General features: G+C 53.4%; 21 protein-coding genes and 6 tRNA genes. 11 read left to right on the top strand and 16 right to left on the bottom strand.

Annotation, left to right across the window (positions count from 1 at the left end):
- Nucleotides 1-28 precede the first annotated feature (28 nt).
- The 3 genes from ptsH to cysZ form a co-directional block, all read right to left on the bottom strand.
- Entirely contained in the window at nt 29-286 is a 258-nt protein-coding gene (gene ptsH / locus ACOT0L_RS12955; RefSeq protein WP_000487600.1) for a phosphocarrier protein Hpr, read from the bottom strand.
- 317 nt (nt 287-603) lie between these two features.
- Nucleotides 604-1,575 carry a cysteine synthase A gene (cysK, locus tag ACOT0L_RS12950; protein WP_006811453.1) on the bottom strand — a complete coding sequence of 324 codons (972 nt, stop codon included), beginning with the start codon at nt 1,573-1,575 and terminating at the stop codon, nt 604-606.
- A 163-nt stretch (nt 1,576-1,738) separates the two neighbouring features.
- A complete protein-coding gene (gene cysZ, locus ACOT0L_RS12945) occupies nt 1,739-2,500 on the bottom strand; it encodes a sulfate transporter CysZ (protein ID WP_022648944.1) in 762 nt (253 codons plus the stop codon).
- Nucleotides 2,501-2,729: 229 nt separating this feature from the next.
- Here cysZ and zipA point away from each other — a divergent pair, with 229 nt between their 5' ends.
- The 3 genes from zipA (at nt 2,730) to ACOT0L_RS12930 (ending at nt 6,026) form a co-directional block, all read left to right on the top strand.
- Nucleotides 2,730-3,725 (top strand): cell division protein ZipA, encoded by a 996-nt coding sequence (gene zipA / locus ACOT0L_RS12940; RefSeq protein ID WP_022648943.1) that lies wholly within the window; start codon nt 2,730-2,732, stop codon nt 3,723-3,725.
- A 68-nt stretch (nt 3,726-3,793) separates the two neighbouring features.
- Nucleotides 3,794-5,809 carry an NAD-dependent DNA ligase LigA gene (gene ligA, locus ACOT0L_RS12935; protein WP_032623825.1) on the top strand — a complete coding sequence of 672 codons (2,016 nt, stop codon included), beginning with the start codon at nt 3,794-3,796 and terminating at the stop codon, nt 5,807-5,809.
- A gap of 1 nt (nt 5,810) precedes the next feature.
- Nucleotides 5,811-6,026 carry a DUF3820 family protein gene (locus tag ACOT0L_RS12930; protein WP_003861328.1) on the top strand — a complete coding sequence of 72 codons (216 nt, stop codon included), beginning with the start codon at nt 5,811-5,813 and terminating at the stop codon, nt 6,024-6,026.
- Here ACOT0L_RS12930 and ACOT0L_RS12925 read toward each other — a convergent pair.
- Nucleotides 6,023-7,018, bottom strand: a complete 996-nt coding sequence (locus tag ACOT0L_RS12925; protein WP_022648941.1) for a bile acid:sodium symporter family protein — start codon at nt 7,016-7,018, stop codon at nt 6,023-6,025. The two genes, ACOT0L_RS12930 and ACOT0L_RS12925, sit on opposite strands and share 4 nt — an antisense overlap.
- Nucleotides 7,019-7,107: 89 nt before the next feature.
- On the opposite strand from ACOT0L_RS12925, the gene ACOT0L_RS12920 reads away from it, so the two are divergent.
- Nucleotides 7,108-8,049: a LysR family transcriptional regulator gene (locus tag ACOT0L_RS12920; RefSeq protein WP_126503340.1), complete on the top strand. Its 942-nt coding sequence runs from the start codon at nt 7,108-7,110 to the stop codon at nt 8,047-8,049.
- On the opposite strand, the gene ACOT0L_RS12915 is transcribed toward ACOT0L_RS12920, so the two are convergent.
- The 5 genes from ACOT0L_RS12915 to ACOT0L_RS12895 form a co-directional block, all read right to left on the bottom strand.
- Entirely contained in the window at nt 8,040-8,381 is a 342-nt protein-coding gene (locus ACOT0L_RS12915; RefSeq protein WP_022648939.1) for a FlxA-like family protein, read from the bottom strand. The genes ACOT0L_RS12920 and ACOT0L_RS12915 overlap by 10 nt on opposite strands.
- A gap of 137 nt (nt 8,382-8,518) precedes the next feature.
- Nucleotides 8,519-8,594, bottom strand: a tRNA-Lys gene (locus tag ACOT0L_RS12910).
- Nucleotides 8,595-8,598: 4 nt separating this feature from the next.
- Nucleotides 8,599-8,674, bottom strand: a tRNA-Val gene (locus ACOT0L_RS12905).
- Nucleotides 8,675-8,703: 29 nt separating this feature from the next.
- Nucleotides 8,704-8,779 (bottom strand) — tRNA-Val (locus ACOT0L_RS12900).
- Between the two features lie 41 nt (nt 8,780-8,820).
- Nucleotides 8,821-8,896: transfer RNA gene (locus ACOT0L_RS12895), tRNA-Val, on the bottom strand.
- Nucleotides 8,897-9,154: 258 nt separating this feature from the next.
- Here ACOT0L_RS12895 and gltX point away from each other — a divergent pair.
- Entirely contained in the window at nt 9,155-10,570 is a 1,416-nt protein-coding gene (gltX, locus tag ACOT0L_RS12890) for a glutamate--tRNA ligase (RefSeq protein WP_022648938.1), read from the top strand.
- Nucleotides 10,571-10,621: 51 nt separating this feature from the next.
- Here gltX and ACOT0L_RS12885 read toward each other — a convergent pair whose 3' ends face one another.
- Together ACOT0L_RS12885 and ACOT0L_RS12880 are read right to left on the bottom strand one after the other, a co-directional pair.
- Entirely contained in the window at nt 10,622-11,008 is a 387-nt protein-coding gene (locus tag ACOT0L_RS12885) for a YfeC-like transcriptional regulator (protein WP_045621165.1), read from the bottom strand.
- Nucleotide 11,009: 1 nt separating this feature from the next.
- Nucleotides 11,010-11,372, bottom strand: a complete 363-nt coding sequence (locus tag ACOT0L_RS12880) for a YfeC-like transcriptional regulator (protein WP_022648936.1) — start codon at nt 11,370-11,372, stop codon at nt 11,010-11,012.
- A gap of 217 nt (nt 11,373-11,589) precedes the next feature.
- Here ACOT0L_RS12880 and ACOT0L_RS12875 point away from each other — a divergent pair.
- The 3 genes from ACOT0L_RS12875 (at nt 11,590) to ACOT0L_RS12865 (ending at nt 14,182) form a co-directional block, all read left to right on the top strand.
- Nucleotides 11,590-11,665: transfer RNA gene (locus tag ACOT0L_RS12875), tRNA-Ala, on the top strand.
- A 41-nt stretch (nt 11,666-11,706) separates the two neighbouring features.
- Nucleotides 11,707-11,782: transfer RNA gene (locus tag ACOT0L_RS12870), tRNA-Ala, on the top strand.
- 210 nt (nt 11,783-11,992) lie between these two features.
- A complete protein-coding gene (locus ACOT0L_RS12865) occupies nt 11,993-14,182 on the top strand; it encodes an EAL domain-containing protein (RefSeq protein WP_126503342.1) in 2,190 nt (729 codons plus the stop codon).
- A 45-nt stretch (nt 14,183-14,227) separates the two neighbouring features.
- Here ACOT0L_RS12865 and nupC read toward each other — a convergent pair whose 3' ends face one another.
- Entirely contained in the window at nt 14,228-15,415 is a 1,188-nt protein-coding gene (gene nupC, locus ACOT0L_RS12860) for a nucleoside permease NupC (protein ID WP_022648934.1), read from the bottom strand.
- 345 nt (nt 15,416-15,760) lie between these two features.
- On the opposite strand from nupC, the gene ACOT0L_RS12855 reads away from it, so the two are divergent.
- Nucleotides 15,761-16,999, top strand: a complete 1,239-nt coding sequence (locus tag ACOT0L_RS12855; RefSeq protein WP_023300656.1) for an Nramp family divalent metal transporter — start codon at nt 15,761-15,763, stop codon at nt 16,997-16,999.
- A 33-nt stretch (nt 17,000-17,032) separates the two neighbouring features.
- Here ACOT0L_RS12855 and ypeC read toward each other — a convergent pair whose 3' ends face one another.
- Together ypeC and mgrA are read right to left on the bottom strand one after the other, a co-directional pair.
- Entirely contained in the window at nt 17,033-17,380 is a 348-nt protein-coding gene (ypeC, locus tag ACOT0L_RS12850) for a DUF2502 domain-containing protein YpeC (RefSeq protein WP_022648932.1), read from the bottom strand.
- Nucleotides 17,381-17,506: 126 nt separating this feature from the next.
- Nucleotides 17,507-18,505, bottom strand: a complete 999-nt coding sequence (gene mgrA / locus ACOT0L_RS12845; protein ID WP_046619041.1) for an L-glyceraldehyde 3-phosphate reductase — start codon at nt 18,503-18,505, stop codon at nt 17,507-17,509.
- 186 nt (nt 18,506-18,691) lie between these two features.
- On the opposite strand from mgrA, the gene ipdC reads away from it, so the two are divergent.
- Complete coding sequence (gene ipdC / locus ACOT0L_RS12840; RefSeq protein WP_126503344.1) at nt 18,692-20,350, top strand: indolepyruvate decarboxylase; 1,659 nt, start codon at nt 18,692-18,694, stop codon at nt 20,348-20,350.
- Here the strand turns inward: ipdC and ACOT0L_RS12835 are convergent, their stop codons facing one another.
- Nucleotides 20,351-21,586, bottom strand: coding sequence for an ion channel protein (locus ACOT0L_RS12835; RefSeq protein ID WP_038416469.1), 1,236 nt, complete (start codon nt 21,584-21,586; stop codon nt 20,351-20,353). It abuts the gene before it with no gap.
- 205 nt (nt 21,587-21,791) lie between these two features.
- Between ACOT0L_RS12835 and glk the strand changes: the two genes are divergently transcribed.
- Nucleotides 21,792-22,757, top strand: coding sequence for a glucokinase (gene glk, locus ACOT0L_RS12830; protein ID WP_022648928.1), 966 nt, complete (start codon nt 21,792-21,794; stop codon nt 22,755-22,757).
- A 35-nt stretch (nt 22,758-22,792) separates the two neighbouring features.
- Here glk and ACOT0L_RS12825 read toward each other — a convergent pair whose 3' ends face one another.
- Complete coding sequence (locus tag ACOT0L_RS12825) at nt 22,793-23,524, bottom strand: LytR/AlgR family response regulator transcription factor (RefSeq protein WP_032622329.1); 732 nt, start codon at nt 23,522-23,524, stop codon at nt 22,793-22,795.
- Between the last annotated feature and the right edge of the window lie 11 nt (nt 23,525-23,535).

Here is a 23,535-nt window from a genome sequence, read left to right as displayed (position 1 = left end):
GACTGATATTGAAAAGAACCCGGTAAACTTACTCGAGTTCAGCCATCAGCTTAACCAGATGCTCAACTGCTTTCTGCTCGTCTTCACCTTCAGCGGAGATGGTAACAACGGTACCCTGAGTCAGACCCAGAGTTTGCAGCTTGAACAGGCTTTTTGCGCTAGCGCTTTTGCCGTTGGAAGTCACAGTGATTTCAGAAGTGAAGCCTTTCGCTTCTTTAACAAACTGAGCAGCAGGGCGGGTGTGCAGACCGTTCGGAGCGGTAATGGTAACTTCTTGCTGGAACATTGTATTTCCCCAACTTATAGGTTTAGTGTTGTGGAACTAAAGTCTAGCCTGGCGACTTAACTTTAGCCTGTATAGTTAGCGCTGACGTTTCAATCGTCATTAAACATTATGCAGTGAAAGCAAGACTTGAACCAAATCATAAAATCGATTCAGCAGCGCTATTTCGTTCACCGATTAATTTCGCGCATCAAAATAATTGCTGGTTTAAATACCAGACCCAACGGGGTGAAGCAATGCCAGGAGGGGTAAAACTTTGAAGCAGGCCACAAAAAAGCACCTGAAAAGGTGCTTTTTTACGCGTTTTTAACATGCTGGCATCACTGTTGCAGTTCTTTCTCTGTGAACAGATCGGCAAACAGTGCTGTGCTTAAGTAACGCTCACCCGAAGACGGTAGGATAACCACAATATTCTTGTTGGTAAAGGTTTCGTCTTCCAGCAGTTTGAGAGCTGCAGCAACCGCCGCACCGGAAGAGATACCCGCCAGAATGCCTTCCTCGTCCATCAGGCGACGCGCCGTGGAGATGGCTTCTTCATTGGTGATTGCGACCACTTTATCGATCAGCTTCAGATCGAGGTTGCCTGGAATAAAGCCAGCGCCGATACCCTGGATTTTGTGCGGACCTGGTTTGATCTCTTCGCCTGCCAGCGCCTGAGCGATAACCGGAGAGTCGGTTGGCTCAACGGCAACGGTAATCAGATCTTTTTTACCTTTCGTGCCTTTAATATAGCGAGACACCCCGGTCAGCGTACCGCCGGTGCCTACGCCGGAGATAAACACATCAACCTGACCGTCGGTATCTTCCCAGATTTCCGGGCCGGTGGTTTTCTCATGAATTTCCGGGTTGGCCGGGTTGCTGAACTGCTGGAGCAGCAGATACTTTGCAGGATCGCTGGCGACGATTTCTTCGGCCTTCTGAATCGCGCCCTTCATGCCTTTCGCGCCTTCCGTGAGGACCAGATTCGCACCCAACGCTTTCAGCAGCTTACGGCGCTCAATGCTCATGGTTTCAGGCATAGTCAGCGTCAGCTTATAGCCGCGCGCCGCCGCAACATAGGCCAGGGCGATACCGGTATTGCCGCTGGTGGGTTCAACCAGCTCAACGCCAGGTTTCAGCACGCCACGCTTTTCAGCATCCCAAATCATATTCGCACCGATACGGCATTTAACGCTGAAGCTTGGGTTACGAGATTCCACCTTCGCCAGAATGCGTCCATTACCGATACGGTTCAGTCGAACCAGGGGCGTATGACCGATAGTCAGCGAGTTGTCTTCATAAATCTTACTCATGGCCTGTCCTTAACTGTATGAAATTGGGATACCGACCCAGCATACCTGTTGAACAGGTATGGGGAAGTAAGGAAATCGCATATCTATATGCTGCAAGGAAATAATGGGGATCAGTATGGAATAAGGGGCGGCATAAGCCACCCCTCTTTTACACATTTTTGCATTACTTCCATAACGCGTGCTTAGCACGGTAGCAGTCCACCCACATCGCCGTCGCGCCGCAAACGGCAACGGGCATGATGAACAGATTCAGGAAAGGGATCATGGTGAACAGGCTGGTAAGGGCACCAAACTGCATATTGGCAACCTTCTGAGTGCGCAGGGCAGTGCGCATCTCTTTAAACGGCACTTTGTGGTTATCGAACGGATAATCACAGTACTGGATAGCAAGCATCCAGGCGCTGAACAGGAACCACAGCACGGGTGCGACCGTCTGGCCGATCCCGGGTACAAAATAAAGGATGAGCAGCACAATCGCCCGCGGCAGGTACCACGCAAACTTCTGCCATTCGCGCTTCATGATGCGGGGGACATCTTTCACGATCCCCAGTACGCCCGTGTCAGGCGGCGCCGCACCGGTCAGGCGCGCTTCCAGCTGTTCGGCCAGCAGACCGTTGAACGGCGCGGCTATCCAGTTAGCTATCGTCGAAAAGAAATAGCCGAAAACCAGCAGCACGGAGATAACCGCAATCGGCCAGAGCAGGTAGTCCAACCACTGTAACCAGTCCGGCACATAGCTCATCAGGGAAGGGATCCAGCTTTCCAGTCTGGTGAACAGCCACCAGAACGCGCCCCCCATCAGAATAATGTTGATCAGTAACGGCAAAACAACGAAGCGTCGAATGCCCGGCAGGGAGACCAGTTTCCAGCCCTGAGAAAAGTACCAGACCCCGCTACGTGGGGCAGAAGAAGATGTTGAAACCATACCAGGCTGTACTCCTTTTTACACAACCAGTGGAATTGCCCGCCTATATTATCCAGTTACGGGCCAATGACCAGTTCGGAAATGTTCGAAAAACCAGCAAAAAGCACGATTTAGTTCATCTTTATGCTGTGAATGCTCTGCATACACTTGCACTTGACGTAAACGGCAAATACTCTTAGTGAGTAAATGTTTGCCGTGGTGGCAAGGTGTTAGAACAACAGAGAATATAATGATGCAGGATTTGCGTCTGATATTAATCATTGTTGGCGCGATCGCCATAATCGCTTTACTGGTACATGGTTTCTGGACCAGCCGTAAAGAGCGTTCCTCTATGTTTCGCGATCGTCCACTGAAGCGCATGAAGTCCAGTCGCGAAGACGATGACGTTGAAGACGACATCGACGGTCTTGACGACGACGGCGTGGGTGAAGTTCGTGTTCATCGGGTCAATACTGCGCCCGGCGCAGCGCATGGAGAGCATGAAGCTCCCCGCGCTCCGCAGCACCAGTATCAACCACCGTATGCCTCTGCCCAGCCGCGCCAGCCAGCGCCGCCGCCAGTGGAAGAACCTGTTCGTCATCCGTCGCAGCAGCCTGTGCAACAGCAGCCCGTTGCGCCACAGCCTGTACAGCAGCAACCTGTGCAACAGCCTGCACAGCCAGTGCATCAGCCACAGCCAGTGCAACAGCCGCAGCCGGTAGAACAACCGCAGCCTGAATCTGCACCGCCTGCGCCACAGCCCGCTCCGCGCGTTGAGCCAGAGCCTGTTGTTGAGCCAGAACCGGTTGTTGAAAAGCCGCAGCGTAAAGAAGCGGTAATCATCATGAATGTGGCTGCTCATCATGGCACCCATCTGAACGGTGACGTGCTGCTCAACAGCATCCAACAGGCAGGCTTCAAGTTCGGCGACATGAATATTTTCCATCGCCACCTGAGTCCTGACGGCAGCGGTCCGGCGCTGTTCAGCCTGGCCAATATGGTCAATCCAGGCACGTTTGACCCGGAAATGACCGGTGATTTCGTCACGCCTGGGGTTACGATCTTTATGCAGGTGCCGTCCTACGGTGACGAGCTGCAAAACTTTAAGCTGATGCTACAGTCCGCTCAGCACATCGCCGACGAAGTGGGCGGTGTTGTGCTCGACGATCAGCGTCGTATGATGACGCCGCAGAAACTGCGCGAATATCAGGACCGCATCCGCGAAGTTAAGGAAGCTAACGCGTAATCGTCGCGTTTACTTCAACTCCTCCTCAACCCCCGCCTGTCGGGGGTTTTTCTCATTGATGGTGCGATATGGACTCAATCGAACAACAACTTACTGAACTGCGAACCACGCTTCGCCATCATGAATATCTCTATCATGTTATGGACGCACCGGAAGTGCCGGATGCGGAATATGACCGCCTGATGCGTGAACTGCGCGAGCTGGAAGCGCAGCACCCCGAACTGATTACGCCCGATTCCCCAACGCAGCGCGTCGGCGCGGAACCGCTGGGTGCTTTCAGCCAGGTGCGCCACGAAGTGCCGATGCTGTCGCTGGATAACGTGTTTGATGAAGAGAGTTTTCTGGCTTTCAACAAGCGCGTGCAGGATCGCCTGAAGAGCGTCGACAATCTTAGCTGGTGCTGCGAGCTAAAACTGGATGGTCTGGCCGTCAGCATTCTTTATGAGAACGGCGTGATGGTACGTGCCGCAACGCGCGGCGACGGCACCACCGGGGAAGACATCACCACCAATGTGCGCACCATTCGTGCGATCCCGCTGAAGCTGCGTGGCGATAATATTCCTGCGCGGCTGGAAGTGCGCGGGGAAGTTTTCCTTCCGCAGGCGGGGTTTGAGAAGATCAATGAAGAAGCGCGTCGTACCGGGGGTAAAGTGTTTGCAAACCCGCGTAACGCGGCGGCAGGTTCGCTGCGCCAGCTCGATCCGCGTATCACCGCGAAGCGACCGCTTACTTTCTTCTGCTACGGCGTCGGGATCCTGGAAGGCGGTGACCTGCCGGATACCCACCTGGGTCGTTTAATGCAGTTCAAAGAGTGGGGTTTGCCGGTAAGCAACCGCGTGCAGCTTTGCGACTCTCCAGAGGCGGTGCTGGCGTTCTATCACAAGGTTGAAGAAGATCGTCCCACGCTTGGGTTTGATATTGATGGCGTAGTGATCAAGGTTAACTCCCTGGCATTGCAGGAACAGTTGGGTTTTGTTGCCCGGGCGCCACGCTGGGCAGTGGCCTTTAAGTTCCCGGCGCAGGAGCAGATGACCTTCGTTCGCGACGTGGAATTTCAGGTAGGACGTACGGGTGCGATTACGCCTGTGGCGCGTCTGGAGCCTGTGCAGGTGGCTGGCGTGCTGGTCAGTAACGCTACGCTGCATAACGCCGATGAAATTGCCCGTCTGGGGCTGCGAATTGGTGACAAAGTGGTGATTCGCCGCGCGGGCGATGTGATCCCGCAGGTGGTTAACGTAGTGGAATCAGAACGTCCTGCCGATACCCGTGCCATCGAGTTTCCTGCCCATTGTCCGGTATGTGGTTCGGACGTTGAGCGCGTGGAAGGTGAAGCGGTAACGCGCTGTACGGGCGGGTTAATCTGCGGCGCGCAGCGTAAAGAGTCCCTGAAGCACTTTGTCTCCCGCCGGGCGATGGACGTCGACGGAATGGGTGACAAGATCATCGACCAGTTAGTTGAGAAAGAGTATGTCCATACGCCAGCGGACCTCTTTACCCTGACGGCAGGTAAGCTGACCGGTCTTGATCGTATGGGGCCGAAATCTGCCCAGAACGTGGTCAATGCGCTTGAGGCGGCCAAAAATACTACCTTTGCCCGTTTCCTTTACGCGCTAGGCATTCGTGAAGTCGGAGAGGCGACGGCGGCAGGGCTGGCGGCGTATTTCGGCACGCTGGAGGCTCTTGAGAAAGCCACCATCGACGAACTACAGAAAGTCCCTGACGTTGGTATAGTGGTCGCTACCCACGTCTTCAACTTCTTCGCCGAAGAGAGCAACCGTGAAGTGATCGGTAAATTACTGGAACAGGGCATTCACTGGCCCGCACCGGTAGTGGTTAATGCAGAAGAGATCGACAGCCCGTTTGCCGGTAAAACGGTGGTGCTGACCGGCAGTCTGAGCCAGCTCTCGCGTGATGACGCGAAAGCGCGCCTGGTGGCGCTTGGGGCAAAAGTGGCGGGAAGCGTGTCAAAGAAAACCGACCTGGTGATCGCCGGGGAAGCGGCCGGTTCGAAGCTGGCAAAAGCGCAGGAGCTCGGCATCGAGGTGATCGATGAAGCGGAAATGATGCGCCTGTTAGGAGAGTGATGTGGAAAAAGAGCAGCTCGTTGAGATCGCCAATACGGAGATGCCGTTCGGTAAATATAAGGGCCGCAGGCTGATTGATTTACCGGAAGAATATCTGCTGTGGTTTGCCCGTAAGGATGAGTTTCCTGCCGGGCGTCTTGGCGAGCTGATGGCTATCACATTACTGATCAAAACAGAGGGGCTGACCCAGCTGGTGCAGCCCCTGAAACGTCCTTAAACTTTCGCGGCGCGGGTCTCTTCCTGCGCCAGCTTTTCAGTCTGTGCCTTGTAACGCCGCGCCAGTACCGCACACACCATCAGCTGGATCTGATGGAAAATCATCAGCGGTAGTACCATCATCCCAATGACCGACGTCGGGAACAGAATATTGGCCATCGGGATCCCGTTGGCCAGGCTCTTTTTCGATCCGCAGAATACGATGGTGATTTCATCGGCCTTATTGAAGCCGCATTTGCGGGCCACAAAGACGTTAACCGCGATCACAATGGTCAGCAGAACAATGCTTACCACCACAATAAACAGCAGCGATCCTGCGCCCACCCTGTGCCAGATGCCGTTCACCACGGCTTCGCTGAAGGCCGTGTAAACCACCAGCAGAATGGAGCTTTGGTCCGTTTTCCCGATCCATTTTTTGTGTTTCGCCACAAACGCCCCAATCCAGGGGCGGGATAAGTGTCCGAGCACAAACGGCAGTAGCAGTTGCAGACAAATTTTACCCACCTGCTCCAGATTACCTTCTGCACCATGCATGTTCATCAGCAGACCGACCAGCAGCGGTGAAACAAAGATCCCGAGCAGGCTGGAAGCCGAAGCAGAACAGACCGCCGCCGCGACGTTGCCGCCCGCCAGCGAGGTAAAGGCAATAGCAGACTGCACGGTGGCCGGCAAAATGCACAGATAAAGGAAACCGGTATAGAGTGCCGGATCGACATTCACCGGCGCCCACCAGGCAAACAGCACGCCCAGAACAGGGAAGAGGATAAAGGTGCTGCACATTACCCAGAGGTGCAGTCGCCAGTGGCTACCGCCTGCAATAATGGCTTCCCGGGAGAGTTTGGCGCCATGCATAAAGAACAACAGGGCAATGGCTGCCGTGGTCAGCCCTTCAATGACCGGAACGAAACCGCCCCGCGCCGGGAAGAACGAGGCCAGCAAGACGACACCAATCAGGGTCAGCGTAAACGGATCAAGGATACGAAAAAGTTTCATAATCACTCCTGAAAACAGATGCCGCTATTGTGCTTTCTTCCCTTTGAGAAATAAAATTGATTTATTGCATCCATTCATGAATTAAACAGATGAATTATTCACTACGTCAGCTTCGTGTTTTCGTCACCGTCGCGCAGGCCCACAGCTTCAGTCGGGCAGGGGAGATGATTGGCCTCAGCCAGTCGGCGGTGAGCCATAGCGTGAAAGAGCTGGAAACTCAAACCGGCGTGAAACTGCTCGACCGCACGACGCGCGAAGTGGTGCTCACCGAAGCGGGACATCAGCTGGCAACGCGTCTGGAAAGGCTGCTGGATGAACTGAACAGTACGCTGAGAGACGTCGGACGGCTTGGACAACAGCTTTCCGGTACCGTGAGAGTGGCGGCGAGCCAGACGATTTCGGCGCATCTTATTCCCCAGTGCATCGCTGAAAGTAATCACCGCTATCCGGATATCGATTTTGTTTTGCACGACAGGCCGCAGCATTGGGTACTGGAGAGTATTCGTCAGGGGGATGTGGATTTCGGGATTGTTATCGATCCCGGAGCGGTAAGCGACCTGGAATGTGAAGTGGTACTCTCGGAACCCTTTTTATTGCTCTGCCGCGATGATGATCCTCTGGCATCGCTGTCGCAGGTGGCCTGGCAAGCCTTACAGGGGGCAAACCTGGTGTTACAGGATTATGCATCAGGTAGCCGCCCGCTGATAGATGCCGCACTGGCCGCACAGGGCGTAAAGGCAACCATTGTGCAGGAGATTGGGCATCCTGCCACGCTCTTCCCGATGGTCGAAGCGGGGATTGGCATCAGCGTTCTGCCGGCGCTGGCGCTGCCACTGCCGCAGGGGAGTCGTTTAACGGTGAAGCGTTTCGTACCCTGTGTCGAACGCCAGCTGATGCTGGTACGCCGTAAAAACAGGTCTCTTTCCGGAGCGGCACACGCCTGCTGGGATGTGGTGCGTATGCAGGCCAGGCGTCTGATGGAGGCCCGCACGCGCGATCCACTTTTTAATGAAACCAATGATCAGATATAGATATCAATCTGATGTTCTGCGGAGGGTTTATTGACGCCTTCCGCCACAGCCTGACCGCTTTCCTGTTTTGGCATCGCCTCTTCTGCCTGCTGACGCTGCAATTGCGCCAGCTGTGCCTGCAACATAGCCAGCTGAGATTCGAGCAATTCTTGCTGCTTTTGCTTTTCTTCCGCTGTGGCATCACCCATGGCGACTTCTTTAAGTTGCTGAGTGACTTTCGTTATCTGTTTGGTCAGACGGGTGATCTGGGAAGCAATGTCGTTTCCGCCGGAGCTGTTATCTACGCTGCCGATTTCCATCGCCGACAGAGAAACGGGCTTAAGAGTTGTCATATTGAGATCCTTTTCGCCATAAAATAGAGGTATCGGCAAAGAAGGCGTGAGCTTGAGTAAAACAAGCGGTTTGGCTGCAATGGGGATGTGCTATATCGCAGATAGCAAAAAAGCGCCTTTAGGGCGCTTTTTTACATTGGTGGGTCGTGCAGGATTCGAACCTGCGACCAATTGATTAAAAGTCAACTGCTCTACCAACTGAGCTAACGACCCGAAATGGTGGGCGATGACGGGCTCGAACCGCCGACCCCCTCCGTGTAAAGGAGATGCTCTACCAACTGAGCTAATCGCCCATTTCGGAACTGCTACGATAAGGTGAGAATGGTGGGCGATGACGGGCTCGAACCGCCGACCCCCTCCGTGTAAAGGAGATGCTCTACCAACTGAGCTAATCGCCCAATCTCAATTCTTATCTACACTGCGAGTCTACCGAAGTAGATGGTGGGTGATGACGGGCTCGAACCGCCGACCCCCTCCGTGTAAAGGAGATGCTCTACCAACTGAGCTAATCACCCCCGCTGTGTGGAGTCGCATTATAGGGAGAGTTGAAAATGAGTCAACGCATTTTCTAAAGTTTTTATTCGTTCGTCGTAAAATTAGTCAAAACGATCGCAAAACGGACTGTGGTGCATGATTTCTAAACAAAAACAGCAATCTCGAACCGGATAAAGTGATCGACATTGAGGAATCGGCCCACAGTGATAGAATATTGCCCATTGTTTTCTTCCCAGGATTTGCCGATTACCGGCATCTTTATAACGTAAGGCCATTTCATGAAAATCAAAACTCGCTTCGCGCCGAGCCCGACAGGCTATCTGCATGTCGGTGGTGCACGTACTGCTCTCTACTCCTGGCTTTTCGCACGCCACAACAAAGGTGAGTTTGTGCTGCGTATTGAAGACACCGACCTGGAGCGCTCAACGCCGGAAGCAATTGAAGCCATTATGGATGGGATGAACTGGCTGAATCTGGAGTGGGACGAAGGCCCATACTTCCAGACCAAACGTTTTGACCGCTATAACGCCGTAATTGACGAGATGCTGGTCGCAGGCACGGCCTATAAGTGCTACTGCTCAAGGGAGCGTCTGGATGCGCTGCGCGAAGAGCAAATGGCAAAAGGCGAAAAACCGCGTTATGACGGTCGTTGCCGTCATGACCACAGCGAGCATGCTGCTGATGAGCCTTGCGTAGTGCGTTTTGCTAACCCGCAGGATGGCTCTGTTATCTTTGATGACCAGATCCGTGGCCCGATCGAATTCAGCAACCAGGAGCTGGATGACCTCATCATTCGTCGTACTGACGGCTCGCCAACCTATAACTTCTGCGTGGTTGTGGACGACTGGGATATGGAAATCACTCACGTGATCCGTGGTGAAGACCATATCAATAACACCCCGCGTCAGATCAACATTCTTAAAGCGCTGAACGCGCCTGTACCGGTGTATGCGCACGTATCGATGATCAACGGTGACGACGGTAAAAAGCTGTCCAAACGTCATGGCGCGGTGAGCGTGATGCAGTACCGTGATGACGGCTATCTGCCGGAAGCGCTACTGAACTATCTGGTGCGTCTGGGCTGGGCTCATGGTGACCAGGAGATCTTCAGCCGCGAAGAGATGATCGAGCTTTTCTCTCTGAACTCGGTAAGCAAATCAGCCAGCGCGTTCAACACTGACAAACTGCTGTGGCTGAACCATCACTACATCAATACCATGCAGCCAGAGTATGTGGCGACTTATCTGCAATGGCACATTGAGCAGGCAAACATCGATACCCGTACGGGCCCTGAACTGGCGGATCTGGTGAAGCTGCTTGGCGAGCGTTGCAAAACGCTGAAAGAGATCGCCGAGAGCTGCCGCTACTTTTATGAAGAGTTTGACGCGTTCGACGCCGACGCGGCCAAGAAACACCTGCGTCCGGTTGCGCGTCAGCCGCTGGAAGTGGTGCGAGATAAACTCGAAGCCATTACCGAATGGACTGCAGAAAATGTTCACCACGCGATTCAGGCAACCGCTGATGAGTTGGAAATTGGCATGGGTAAAGTCGGTATGCCGCTGCGCGTTGCGGTGACGGGGGCAGGCCAGTCTCCGGCGCTGGACGTGACCGTTCATGCCATTGGCAAATCACGTAGCGTTGCGCGTATCAACAAGGCGCTGGGCTTTATTGCTGAGCGCGAAAGCCAGCAGTAATGCTCGTGAAATACAAATAACGGCAGGGTAACCTGCCGTTTTTTATGTCTGTTATTCAGCAATACCAAGACGCGTGAGAAAACCCTGCAAACCTTCGCGAGCGAGCAGCTTGTGCAAACGTTCCTGTTCGACAGTTGTCATGTTTTCCAGCGAGTCGATAATTTGTGGAAGCAGGCTGGATGAGGTCGCCACGCCATAGAGTGAAGGGCTTTCTGCCGCATGGTAAACAGCCCGACTGTTACGAATGGCGGGAAGGCTAATGATGTGCTCCTTAACGTGCGCATCAATACATATCACCCTCGCTCTTCCGCCTTTTACACCGTTGATACCCTCCGTTTTCCATCCTTTCTGTCGTATCCAGCGATTAACGGTTTGTCGGGCGACGCCCAGACTGTCCGCCAGCTCTTCCGTGGTCATTTTGCTGCGTAATCTTTTCATATTAGCGTTGGTCGCGAATCCCTAAGCGTTGTAACAATCCGGTAATCCCTTCCCGCAGTAACAGAGATGTCATCTGCTTTTGCTCATCCGGCGTCATTTCATTCGCCAGCGTCAGGAGCAGGGCGTGAAGCGAGCCTTCGTGGTACGCCTTTTCTGGCATTTCCGGCGACTCTGTTACCCTGCGTGCGCTGCGAATAAAGTCGCGCACTTTTTCATTGACGTGTACCAGACGCGCCTTGCCGCCCTGAACGCCTGGTTTTGGCGATGTAATCCAACCCTCTTTGCGTACCCATTTATTGATGGTCTGTCGGCTATAGCCAGTCAGCAGGGCTAACTCTTCTGGCGTCATTCGTTCCTTGATCATACAATTTCCTGAATATCTGTGGGGTTAATTAGTGGTTCATTTTATAGCACCGTTTTACGTGAAAACGTGACAAGCTTAACTCCTGGCTGCGAGCAGACTCGCAAAGTGATTCATTTGCATGATTTTTCGGCGGTTGAAAGGCTGAGGTTGAATTTGCCGTTGACACTGTGCGGCGGAATTCATATTATGCCGCCCGTCAACATGACAGCTTTACGATGGGGCTATAGCTCAGCTGGGAGAGCGCCTGCATGGCATGCAGGAGGTCAGCGGTTCGATCCCGCTTAGCTCCACCAAACTCTGAACCCAACAGAGTACGGTAGGTAAAGTAACATGTGGGGCTATAGCTCAGCTGGGAGAGCGCTTGCATGGCATGCAAGAGGTCAGCGGTTCGATCCCGCTTAGCTCCACCAAAATTTAAACCCTCGTCGTCAGACGGGGGTTTTTTATATCTTGTAAAATATTTAGACTGTTTTTGTTGCAATTAACGTCATTTTCTATACCTCACCTCAATCCAAATCAATAAATAAGTCCATAAATAGACCTAAACTTGATTCGTCCAATTAATAAACCTATTATCGATCCGGTCAATAAGACGATGGTTAAATAGATTACCCGGATTAATGAATAGAAAAATTTACAATAATGTAAAAATATTTATGATTGCCCTGGCGCTAAGCCTGATTGCGATCCCCTTTTCCCGTTATATCTCTCCGCGCGCTATCGTTAACGAAAATGATGTTTATTTAGCGTGGCTGCCCTTAAGCGCCATGCTCGCCATCGTGTTGTTATTTGGACGACGGGCAATCATTCCTTTGTTGCTAAGTTTTAGTGTTACTAATGCTTATTACTTTGATTTAGCCCCGCTACAATCTATCGTTTTATTATGTTGTCAGACGTTTTCCGTCTTCGCCGCCTGTGGCGTTATCCGTTTGATGCTGGGCAAGCGCTGGCGCCACAGCATGCCGAATAAGTACATTGGTATACGTATTTTATGGCTCGGATTTATGGTGCCTGTGGGCATCAAATTATCGATGTATCTGGCGGGGTATTTATTTGATTTCCCGGTAACAATCTCCTCCTATTTCGGCGAAGGCTCTGCAATTTATAACGTTATCGATATTCAGAGTCTGATTTGCGCCGCCCTGATTTTCACCATGATGTTCTATTATCCATTAAGAATGATTATTAATCCTCGCTATGCCCGAACATTCTGGCGGCGAAGCGTGAAGCCCCTCTTTTGCAACAAAAAAGCGTTATTTATCGTTATGTGGCTGATGCTGTTGGTCTCAATGATCGCTATTTTATGCGCGCCTTTTGAGTCGCAGTTTATTGCGGGTTATTTGATGCCGACCGTTTTCATTCTTTTTACCCTGGGTATTGGTCGTTTGAGCTATGCGCTCATCTCTTTATTCTGGGCAGCCTCAGCGCTCATGTTGTTGACCTATAATTATAATTTTCTCAATGGCGTTGAATCGGGCCACTCGCTCTCCTTTATTCTGTCGGTACTCATCTCTTTCGCTATCTGCCTGCTTTACATGTCGCAGATCTATCAGAAAAGTGAATGGCTGAAACAGGGGTGGCAGGAGAGGGCGCTTACCGATCCGCTCACCGGTCTGCCTAACATTCGTGCGCTAGAAGTTTTTCTACAGCATCATCCTGAGGCCAAAGTCTGCTGCTTGCGTCTGGATAATCTGGAATTCCTGAGCCGTCACTACGGCATCCTCATGCGCGTGCACTGTAAAAAGATGATCACCGCGTCGCTGCAGCCGTTATTGCAAAAAGACGAGAAGCTCTTCCAGTTACCAGGCAGTGAACTGATGTTGGTCTTGCTGGGACCGGGCACGGCTGAACGTCTGCAATTTATGGTTGACCATCTGAACAGCCGTAAAATTATCTGGAACAAGACTGAGCTCGACATTGAGTTTGGTGCCTCCTGGGGGGAAGTGCCAAATGGAGAAAGCGTGCATCACACGCTGGGTCAGTTGAGCTGGCTGTCGGAGCAGTCCTGTTCCGGGCATAACGTCCTTGCGTTAACCAACAGTCTGGATGATGTTTCTGGTCATACGACGGACAGGGTGCTAATGCTGGCCCGTATAAAACGCGCCCTTGATATCGGTGGTCTCCATCTTTACGCGCAGCCAATTCACAACGCGCGCGGAGAAGGGTACTTTGAAATCCTTTCGCGTCTTGAAAGTGATGGTGAGATCATCACCCCTGACCGCTTTATTCCGCTGATTGCTCAGTTCAACCTGAGCCACCGATTCGACCTGAACGTGGTGGAAAAATTGCTGATGTGGATGCGCAGTCATCCATCCGGACGGGCCGGAACGCGGTTCTCCGTTAATCTGATGCCGCTGACGCTGATGCAGAACGAGATTGCAGCTGAGATCATCGCGCTTTTTGAACGCTACGCCGTTGCACCGCAAGATATCGTCATTGAGATCACCGAGGAACAGGCTTTCTCTGACTCGGGAAGCAGCATCAACAATATCCAGCAGCTGCGGGATTATGGCTTCCGCATTGCTATCGATGACTTTGGTACCGGCTATGCCAACTTTGAGCGCCTGAAGCGACTGGAGGCCGATATCATTAAGATCGATGGCTGCTTCGTGAAAGATATCTGCACCGACAGCATGGATGCGATGATCGTGCAGTCCATTTGCAACATGGCAAAAACGAAATCGCTTTGTGTGGTGGCTGAATATGTGGAATCGGCTGAACAACGCGAGATGTTGCTGCGATACGGCGTTGATTATTTGCAGGGCTATTTGATTGGTAAACCACTGCCCCTGACGGCGCTGGAGACATAAAAAAACCGGGAGCGATGGCTCCCGGTTTTCATTGAGCGGTATGGATTACAGCACCAATGCTGCGATAGAGGCAGACAGGACGCTCACCAGCGTTGAACCGTAAACCAGCTTCAGGCCAAAGCGAGAAACGACGTTACCTTGCTCTTCGTTCAGGCCTTTAATCGCACCAGCGATAATACCGATGGAAGAGAAGTTCGCGAAGGAGACCAGGAAGACGGACAGGATCCCTTCCGCACGCGGGGAGAGCGTGCTGGCAATCTTCTGAAGATCCATCATCGCCACGAATTCATTGGATACCAGTTTCGTTGCCATGATACTGCCCACCTGCAACGCTTCGTGAGCGGGCACACCCATTACCCAGGCGACCGGGTAGAAGATATAGCCCAGAATACCCTGGAACGAAATACCAAGTACGGCCGCAAACAGGGCGTTCAGCGCAGCGATCAGTGCGATAAAGCCAATCAGCATCGCGGCAACGATAATCGCAACCTTGAAACCCGCCAGAATGTATTCACCCAGCATTTCGAAGAAGCTCTGTCCCTCGTGCAGGTTTGACATCTGAATGTTCTCTTCGCTGGCATCCACGCGGTACGGGTTAATCAGCGAAAGAACAATAAAGGTGCTGAACATATTCAGAACCAGCGCTGCAACCACGTATTTAGGTTCCAGCATAGTCATATACGCGCCCACGATAGACATGGAAACGGTAGACATTGCTGTCGCCGCCATGGTGTACATGCGGTTACGGGACATCTTGCCGAGGATATCTTTATACGCAATGAAGTTCTCAGACTGACCCAGGATCAGCGAGCTGACTGCGTTAAAGGATTCCAGCTTGCCCATGCCATTAACTTTCGATAACAGGAAGCCGATTGCACGGATAACCACCGGCAGAACACGAATGTGCTGGAGGATCCCGATCAGGGCAGAGATGAAGACGATAGGGCAGAGCACTTTCAGGAAGAAGAAGGCCAAACCCTGATCGTTCATGTTGCCAAAGACAAAGTTAGTCCCGTCGTTGGCAAATCCGAGCAGTTTTTCGAACATTTCGGAGAAGCCTTTCACGAAGCCGAGGCCTACGTTGGAGTTCAGGAAGAACCACGCAAGTAAAACTTCAATGACCAGCAGCTGGACAACATAGCGAATACGAATATTTTTGCGGTCAGTGCTGACCAGCAATGCGAGTGCAGTAACGACAACGAGTGCCAGGACAAAATGAAGGACGCGGTCCATATTTGCTCCAAATATGAGGCAGGTTTAATTTCCGTGCACATTCTATGTAACAAGCACAAAGAAAACGAGATCAAGCCCACACTATAGTTACATCCTGTGACGAGTCTCAAAAATAGTGATCAACAATACATTTTTGTTATGTTAGGTAAATGAGTGAAAAGTTAAGTTTGTGTGCTACGCTTCACAAATGTCTGCGCATTTTCACATTCTGTGACCTTGCTCCACCTGCCTGTCCATTGTCCCTGGCTATCAGAGTAATCATGTTAACCATTACAAATGAACTTGATAATCATTCTCATTTTGATAGCATAAAACATAGCACAGGCTATATTTCCAGAGGCAGAAATGACGAATAGTCGCGTAGAGAGTAGCAGCGGCAGGGCGGCACGCAAGCTGCGGTTCGCATTAATGGGACCTGCATTCATTGCCGCGATTGGCTACATCGATCCGGGTAATTTTGCGACCAATATTCAGGCCGGGGCCAGTTTCGGCTATAAGCTGCTGTGGGTTGTGGTGTGGGCCAACCTGATGGCGATGCTGATTCAGATGCTTTCCGCGAAGCTGGGTATTGCCACCGGGAAAAACCTGGCGGAGCAAATCCGCGATCACTATCCGCGTCCGGCGGTATGGTTTTACTGGGTCCAGGCGGAAATTATCGCCATGGCCACCGATCTCGCCGAGTTTATCGGGGCGGCGATCGGCTTTAAGCTTATTCTGGGCGTCTCCCTGCTACAGGGCGCCGTGCTGACCGGTATCGCCACGTTCCTTATTTTGATGCTCCAGAGGCGGGGACAAAAACCGCTGGAGAAAGTCATCGGCGGCCTGCTGCTGTTCGTCGCTGCCGCCTATATTGTTGAGCTGATTTTCTCCCAGCCAAATCTGGTGCAGTTGACGAAAGGGATGGTGATCCCGTCGTTACCCACCTCTGAAGCCGTATTTCTGGCCGCCGGGGTGCTGGGGGCGACCATTATGCCGCACGTAATTTATCTGCACTCTTCTTTAACCCAAAATCTGCACGGCGGGACGAGTAAAGAGCGCTACTCCGCCTCGAAATGGGATGTGGCAATTGCGATGACCATTGCCGGATTTGTGAATCTGGCGATGATGGCGACTGCCGCCGCCGCGTTTCACTTTAACGGGCATACCGGGGTTGCCGATCTCGACCAGGCGTACCTGACGCTGGAGCCGTTGCTGAGCCATGCCGCTGCCACTATTTTTGGTTTAAGCCTGGTTGCTGCGGGACTTTCCTCTACGGTTGTGGGGACACTGGCCGGGCAGGTGGTGATGCAGGGGTTCGTACGTTTCCATATTCCACTGTGGGTTCGCCGTTCGGTAACGATGCTGCCTTCCTTTATTGTAATTCTGATGGGGCTGGATCCGACCCGCATTCTGGTGATGAGTCAGGTGCTGCTGAGTTTCGGTATTGCGCTGGCGCTGGTGCCGCTACTGATATTCACCAGCAACAAATCGCTGATGGGCGATCTGGTGAATTCGACGTGGGTGAAACGCGCCGGGTGGGCCATTGTGGTCGTGGTGGTGGCGTTAAACATGTGGTTGCTGATAGGCACAGCAGCAGGCCTGTAAAAGAAAAAGGAGCCGTGAGGCTCCTTTTTGCTGTTAATGGTGATGGCCGTGACCATGGCCTCTGCCTTTTCCGTGCCCCCTGCCGCCACGGCGGTCGTCACGATCGTTCCAGCCTTCGCGGTAGCCGCGCTCGTAGGCCTTACGCTTATCCCAGCCACGGTGATAGCCGTTATCGTGTTTCCACCAGCGGTTTTTACGCCACTCATAATGTCGGTGCCAGTAGTCACGGTCGCGCCAGTAGCCACCGTCCCAGTATCTGCCGTAGTCATCACGATCGCCAATTTGTAATTTAATCGATGGCAACAGGGTGATTTCGCCCGCATTGGCGACCAGCGGGGCCGAAGCCAGTAGTACCGCTGCAAGAATCAGTGACCTGAACATACTCTTCTCCTTCACGATCGGGGCCGCTGTGCGACCTGTTAACGCAATTTTACGAGTTGGTAAACATTCGTTTCATCGCCTCAACTCCTAAATCATGAACGAGAGCACTTTTTGCTAAAAGTGTTTTTAATCTGAACTGGACAGGATCGCTTCTATCGTCTTCAGCTCTTCTGCGGAGAAATGACGATTTTCAAGCATGCCTGCAGCATCATCAATTTGTCCGGTTTTGCTTGCGCCGATGAGCACGGATGTCACCGCATCGTGGCGCAGGATCCAGGCCAGTGCCATTTGCGAAAGCTTTTGCCCCCGTTTTTCCGCCAGCGCATTCAGCTTGCGTACCTTTTCCAGCTTTTTGTCGGTGATCTGGTCCGGATTAAGGAACTTACTGCCGCTTGCTGCGCGAGAATCCGCCGGGATGCCGTTCAGATAGCGATCGGTCAACTGTCCGCCCGCCAGGGGAGAGAAGGGGATACATCCCACCCCATTTTGCTGCAACACGTCCAGCAACCCCTCTTCAGGCGCACGTTCAAACATGGAGTACTTCGGCTGGTGGATTAGACAGGGCGTGCCCAGATCCTCCAGTATTTCAATCGCCTGCCGCGCCAGTTCTGCCGGGTAGTTGGACAGGCCGATGTACAGCGCTTTGCCCTGGCGCACCACATGGTCAAGCGCTTTCATCGTTTCACGTAGCGGCGTTTGTGGATCGGGGCGGTGGTGATAGAAGATATCAACGTACTCCAGCCCCATACGCCTGAGGCTCTGGTCCAGGCTGGAAATCAGATATTTACGCGAGCCCCAGTCGCCGTAAGGCCCGTCCCACATGGTGTAGCCCGCTTTGGTGGAGATGATTAGCTCATCGCGCCAGGGCAGGAAATCCTCCTGCAGGATGCGCCCGAAGTTGCGTTCGGCTGAACCAGGAGGTGGGCCGTAATTATTAGCAAGGTCAAAATGTGTAATACCCAAATCGAAGGCGCGCTGTAAAAGTTGACGGCTGTTTTCGAGCAGCGTCGCGTCGCCAAAATTATGCCAAAGCCCCAGCGAGATGGCGGGAAGCTTGAGGCCGCTTTGTCCACAGCGGCGATATTGCATTGTCTGGTAACGATTTTTGTCAGGTTGATAACCCATGAGCGAGACCTCTGGCGCTGGAAAGAAAAATCAGTGTATGCGTTTACATTAACCTGAAGAAAATGAGCATAGCTCAGCTTTTTTCGTAAAGCATTCTTTCCAGCCCCTGATTGTCGCCAATTCTGGACACCCTTCACGCTTATTTAATACTCAGAGTGAGGTCAACGTCAGAAGGACACCTATAATATGCGTACCCCCTATTGCGTCGCCGATTACCTGCTGGACCGACTAACAGATTGCGGTGCCGATCATCTGTTTGGCGTGCCGGGCGACTATAACCTGCAGTTTCTCGACCATGTGATAGACAGCCCGGACATCTGCTGGGTGGGCTGTGCCAACGAGCTGAACGCGTCTTACGCCGCAGACGGCTATGCCCGCTGTAAGGGATTTGCCGCACTCCTGACGACTTTCGGCGTTGGGGAGTTAAGCGCCATGAACGGTGTGGCGGGCAGCTTTGCCGAACATGTCCCCGTGCTCCATATTGTGGGGGCTCCGGGTATGGCGGCGCAGCAGCGAGGAGAGTTACTGCACCACACCTTAGGCGACGGCGAGTTCCGCCATTTCTACCACATGAGCGAACCCATCACCGTTGCACAGGCGGTGCTTACCGAACAAAACGCCTGCTATGAAATTGACAGAGTCCTGACCACCATGCTGCGGGAGCGCCGTCCGGGCTACCTGATGCTGCCCGCCGATGTGGCGAAAAAAGCCGCTACGCCCCCTGTAAGCGCTCTCACTCTTAACTCCGCACCGGCCGATTCAGCCTGCATGCAAGCGTTCCGTGAGGCTGCCGAAAAGCGTTTGTCAACGAGCAAACGCACCGCGCTGTTAGCGGACTTCCTGGTGCTGCGCCACGGTTTGCGCGCGGCCCTTCAGACGTGGGTGAAAGAGGTGCCGATGGCACACGCCACCATGCTAATGGGCAAGGGCATTTTTGACGAACGACAGAGCGGTTTTTATGGCACCTACAGCGGATCGGCGAGCGCCGCGGCGGTCAAAGAGGCAATCGAGGGGGCTGATACGGTGCTGTGCATTGGCACGCGCTTTACCGATACGCTCACAGCCGGGTTTACCCACCAGCTGACGCCAGATCAGACGATAGAGGTTCAGCCCCACGCGTCCCGCGTCGGCGACGTCTGGTTTACGGGTATCCCGATGAGGGAGGCCATTGAAACGCTGACAGCGCTGTGCAAAACGCATGTACGTGATACGCGAGCGCCATCGGATCTCAGCAGCTCTTCTTTCCCCACTATCGAAGGGGCGCTGACTCAGGAGAGCTTCTGGCGAACCCTGCAAACGTTTATTCGCCCCGGAGACATTATTCTGGCTGACCAGGGGACGTCTGCTTTCGGCGCTATCGATTTGCGTTTACCGGCAGACGTGAACTTTATCGTCCAGCCGCTTTGGGGATCGATCGGCTACACGCTCGCGGCGGCGTTTGGCGCGCAAACAGCGTGTCCGAACCGACGCGTGATTGTCCTGACGGGTGACGGTGCCGCGCAGTTGACCATTCAGGAGCTGGGATCGATGCTGCGCGACAAGCAGCGCCCGATTATTCTGGTGCTTAACAACGAGGGATACACGGTTGAGAGAGCCATCCACGGGCCGGAGCAGCGCTATAACGATATTGCCCTCTGGAACTGGACGCAGATCCCGCAGGCGCTGAGCCTGGCGCCAGAGGCAGAATGCTGGCGCGTCAGCGAAGCGGAAACACTGGCGGAGGTGCTGGATAAAGTAGCACACCACGAGCGACTATCGCTGATCGAGGTGATGCTGCCGAAAGCCGATATTCCGCCGCTGCTGAGCGCGCTGACCAAAGCGCTGGAGGCGCGCAATAACGCCTGATTACCTGTCGTTTCGCCATGCCATCAACATCGGTTTGCCCGCCAGCAGGAGCCAGGCGGGCAACATCACGATACAAAGGAGCGGCAGAAGCGTGGTATCCGGCACAACAACGGCCGCCATAAACAGACTCAGCCATGCATCGCGCGTTACCACCAGTACCAGCCCCAGAATGGAGCAGGAGACGGTAATCGCCGCAGGGACAGCGTCGACGTGCTCATGCAGCATCAGCCCCAGCGCGACGCCAACAAATACCGCCGGGAAGATCCGTCCTCCCCGGAAACCACAGGCTGCAGCGATCACCAGCGCCGCCAGTTTTACCAGCGCGAACAGCAGATAATCGGAGACGCTAAAGACCTGGCTGAAGGCCAGCTGTTGCATCTCGTCCAGACCCTTAAACAGCGTAACCGTCCCGCCGATAGCGCCTAAAACGCCCAGAATAAAACCGCCCATACCCAGAATCAGCACCGGATGCTTCAGCCTGTGCATCAGACGATGCAGGCGCGGAAGACACCACACTGCGATCATTCCCAGCGCAATGGCTATCGCGACGACGACGGCACCGCTGACAATATCGGTGAGTTGCATCTGGCCATAGTGGGGGATGGGGAGTGAAAAATGGGGATGGAAAAACAGGCTGGTCGTGAGGGCCCCTGCTGCGGCGGCCATCAATGGCGCAAAGAGTTTATCCCACAGCGGCACATCATTGTCGCTGCTGAGCGTTTGCGAAAAGATGAGCGCAGCCGCTATTGGGGTACCAAACAGTGCCCCGATGGTACCGGCGGAAGCCAGAATCGTCCAGTCCAGCGCGCCAACGCGCGGGAAAAGACGCGCTCCCAGAAAGACCGCCAGCGCGATATTAACCGCCATAATGGGATGTTCAGGCCCGAGACTTACGCCGCCCGCAAGACCGATAATCAGCGCGATAACAAGCCCCGGCAGAGCAGAGGGAGATACTGGCGCACCAATCAAGGGTTCCAGTGCCGGGTCCGGCCCGGCATGGCCCGGGCTATAGCGGATCACCAGACCTACGGCAATTCCGGTCAGGGTCAGCATCATCATGATCCACCCTGGCGAGTCAGTGCTGATGCCAAGTTTAACCGGCAGCGCGGTCCATAAAATCGTTTGCAGCACTGCCGCTACTTTCATGACGACGATGAGCACCAGGCTCGACGCTACGCCAATAATTAGCGCCGGGACAGCCAATAACAGCATGGTTCTGGCTCGCGGATGGAGCATGATGATTTCCTTGTACAAAACGGCTTAACGTTACTTTGCACAATCAGCATTGTGGCAATAGTGCAAAAGGTGCTGAAACGGTAAAGTTATTATGTGACGAAGATCGATAATCCATGGGCAGTCACCTTCTGGTCGTTGTTGTTATCACGCCTTGAATTTACAGTGTCCCAAAGATTTATTCTGACTTTAGCGGAGCAGTAGAAGAATGACAAAGTATGCTTTGGTAGGTGATGTAGGCGGCACCAACGCGCGCCTTGCCCTGTGCGATGTAAACAGCGGTGAAATTTCTCAGGCGAAAACCTATTCAGGGCTGGATTACCCAAGCCTGGAAGCGGTAGTTCGCGTCTATCTTGAAGAGCATAAAGTGAGCGTTGAAGACGGTTGTATCGCCATCGCCTGTCCGATCACCGGCGACTGGGTGGCGATGACCAACCACACGTGGGCCTTTTCAATTGCCGAAATGCGGAAAAACCTCGGCTTCTCGCACCTTGAAATTATCAACGATTTCACTGCGGTTTCCATGGCTATCCCAATGCTTAAACCTGAGCATCTGATTCAGTTCGGCGGTACGGCCCCGGTTGAAGGCAAACCCATTGCTGTTTACGGCGCCGGAACCGGTCTGGGGGTGGCGCACCTGGTCCACGTCGACAAACGCTGGGTGAGCCTGCCGGGTGAGGGCGGTCACGTGGATTTTGCGCCGAACAGCGAAGAAGAGGGCATTATTCTTGAGGAGCTACGCGCCGAAATTGGTCACGTGTCGGCCGAGCGCGTGCTTTCTGGCCCGGGTCTGGTGAACCTGTATCGGGCGATTGTAAAATCAGACGGACGTCTGCCGGAAAATCTGCAGCCTAAAGATGTGACCGAACGCGCGCTGGCCGACAGCTGTATTGACTGCCGTCGTGCTTTGTCGTTGTTCTGCGTCATTATGGGGCGTTTCGGCGGCAACCTGGCCCTGAATCTCGGCACCTTTGGCGGGGTCTATATTGCGGGCGGGATCGTGCCGCGCTTCCTCGATTTCTTTACCGCCTCCGGTTTCCGTGGTGGCTTTGAAGACAAAGGCCGCTTCAAAAGTTACGTGCAGGACATTCCGGTTTACCTGATTGTCCACGACAATCCGGGCTTGCTTGGCTCCGGGGCGCATCTGCGTCAGGTACTTGGCCAGATCCTCTGACATCCGTCTCCCTCTCCTGCGGGAGAGGGAACGCGCTACAGGTGCATGAGCTGGCGGAACGCTTTCACTCTGCTGCGGCTTACCGGCACCTGAAAATCCAGATCCTTCAGACGCAAAATATAGGTGTTATTAAACCAGGGTTCGATCTCGCGGATCTTGTTCAGGTTGACGCAGAACGAGCGGTGGCAGCGGAAGAAGTGCGCTGCCGGGAGTTTGTTGCAAAATTCGGTGATGTTCATCGCCATTACGTAGGCCTCACGCCGCGTATAGACAAACGTCATTTTTTCGTGCGCTTCAGCATAGTAAATATCGTCGACAGGCGTGACGATGATCCGTTCGTCCTTGACCAGATTAATGGTGTCGTTTTCCCGCGCTACCGGACTGGCACTGGCGGGCAGCGACTGCTGCTGCCATGCGGCTTCCAGCTTATGCAGCATGCTGATAATACGTGACTCCTGATACGGCTTGAGAATATAGTCAAACGCCTCCAGCTCGAAGGCTTCCACGGCATGCTCTTTCCACGCGGTGACAAACACAATAAACGGCTTATGGGCGAACTGATTGATATTTTGCGCCAGCAGAACGCCGTCCAGAGACGGAATATTAATATCGAGAAAAATCGCGTCGACCCGGTTATGCTGCAAAAATTTCAGCACGTCCAGACCATCCTCAAAACAGCCAACAATCTCCATCTGGCTGTGGGTTTTGATAAGCCAGCTCAACTCCTGCTGAGCCAGAATTTCATCTTCTACGATGATGACTTTCATCTGTTACTCCG

The sequence above is a fragment of the Enterobacter cloacae complex sp. XAL002 genome (assembly GCF_049236805.1).
GTDB classification, from domain to species: Bacteria; Pseudomonadota; Gammaproteobacteria; order Enterobacterales; family Enterobacteriaceae; genus Enterobacter; species Enterobacter intestinihominis.
Note: the sequence above shows the minus strand (reverse complement) of the source record. Positions and strands in the feature narration are given on the sequence as shown.

Bases quoted from the DNA above. Each gene is read 5' to 3' on its own strand.
- ptsH (WP_000487600.1), bottom strand. From the start codon at position 286: ATGTTCCAGCAAGAAGTTACCATTACCGCTCCGAACGGTCTGCACACC.
- cysK (WP_006811453.1), bottom strand. From the start codon at position 1,575: ATGAGTAAGATTTATGAAGACAACTCGCTGACTATCGGTCATACGCCC.
- cysZ (WP_022648944.1), bottom strand. From the start codon at position 2,500: ATGGTTTCAACATCTTCTTCTGCCCCACGTAGCGGGGTCTGGTACTTT.
- zipA (WP_022648943.1), top strand. From the start codon at position 2,730: ATGATGCAGGATTTGCGTCTGATATTAATCATTGTTGGCGCGATCGCC.
- ligA (WP_032623825.1), top strand. From the start codon at position 3,794: ATGGACTCAATCGAACAACAACTTACTGAACTGCGAACCACGCTTCGC.
- ACOT0L_RS12925 (WP_022648941.1), bottom strand. From the start codon at position 7,018: ATGAAACTTTTTCGTATCCTTGATCCGTTTACGCTGACCCTGATTGGT.
- ACOT0L_RS12920 (WP_126503340.1), top strand. From the start codon at position 7,108: ATGAATTATTCACTACGTCAGCTTCGTGTTTTCGTCACCGTCGCGCAG.
- ACOT0L_RS12915 (WP_022648939.1), bottom strand. From the start codon at position 8,381: ATGACAACTCTTAAGCCCGTTTCTCTGTCGGCGATGGAAATCGGCAGC.
- gltX (WP_022648938.1), top strand. From the start codon at position 9,155: ATGAAAATCAAAACTCGCTTCGCGCCGAGCCCGACAGGCTATCTGCAT.
- ACOT0L_RS12885 (WP_045621165.1), bottom strand. From the start codon at position 11,008: ATGAAAAGATTACGCAGCAAAATGACCACGGAAGAGCTGGCGGACAGT.
- ACOT0L_RS12880 (WP_022648936.1), bottom strand. From the start codon at position 11,372: ATGATCAAGGAACGAATGACGCCAGAAGAGTTAGCCCTGCTGACTGGC.
- ACOT0L_RS12865 (WP_126503342.1), top strand. From the start codon at position 11,993: ATGAATAGAAAAATTTACAATAATGTAAAAATATTTATGATTGCCCTG.
- nupC (WP_022648934.1), bottom strand. From the start codon at position 15,415: ATGGACCGCGTCCTTCATTTTGTCCTGGCACTCGTTGTCGTTACTGCA.
- ACOT0L_RS12855 (WP_023300656.1), top strand. From the start codon at position 15,761: ATGACGAATAGTCGCGTAGAGAGTAGCAGCGGCAGGGCGGCACGCAAG.
- ypeC (WP_022648932.1), bottom strand. From the start codon at position 17,380: ATGTTCAGGTCACTGATTCTTGCAGCGGTACTACTGGCTTCGGCCCCG.
- mgrA (WP_046619041.1), bottom strand. From the start codon at position 18,505: ATGGGTTATCAACCTGACAAAAATCGTTACCAGACAATGCAATATCGC.
- ipdC (WP_126503344.1), top strand. From the start codon at position 18,692: ATGCGTACCCCCTATTGCGTCGCCGATTACCTGCTGGACCGACTAACA.
- ACOT0L_RS12835 (WP_038416469.1), bottom strand. From the start codon at position 21,586: ATGCTCCATCCGCGAGCCAGAACCATGCTGTTATTGGCTGTCCCGGCG.
- glk (WP_022648928.1), top strand. From the start codon at position 21,792: ATGACAAAGTATGCTTTGGTAGGTGATGTAGGCGGCACCAACGCGCGC.
- ACOT0L_RS12825 (WP_032622329.1), bottom strand. From the start codon at position 23,524: ATGAAAGTCATCATCGTAGAAGATGAAATTCTGGCTCAGCAGGAGTTG.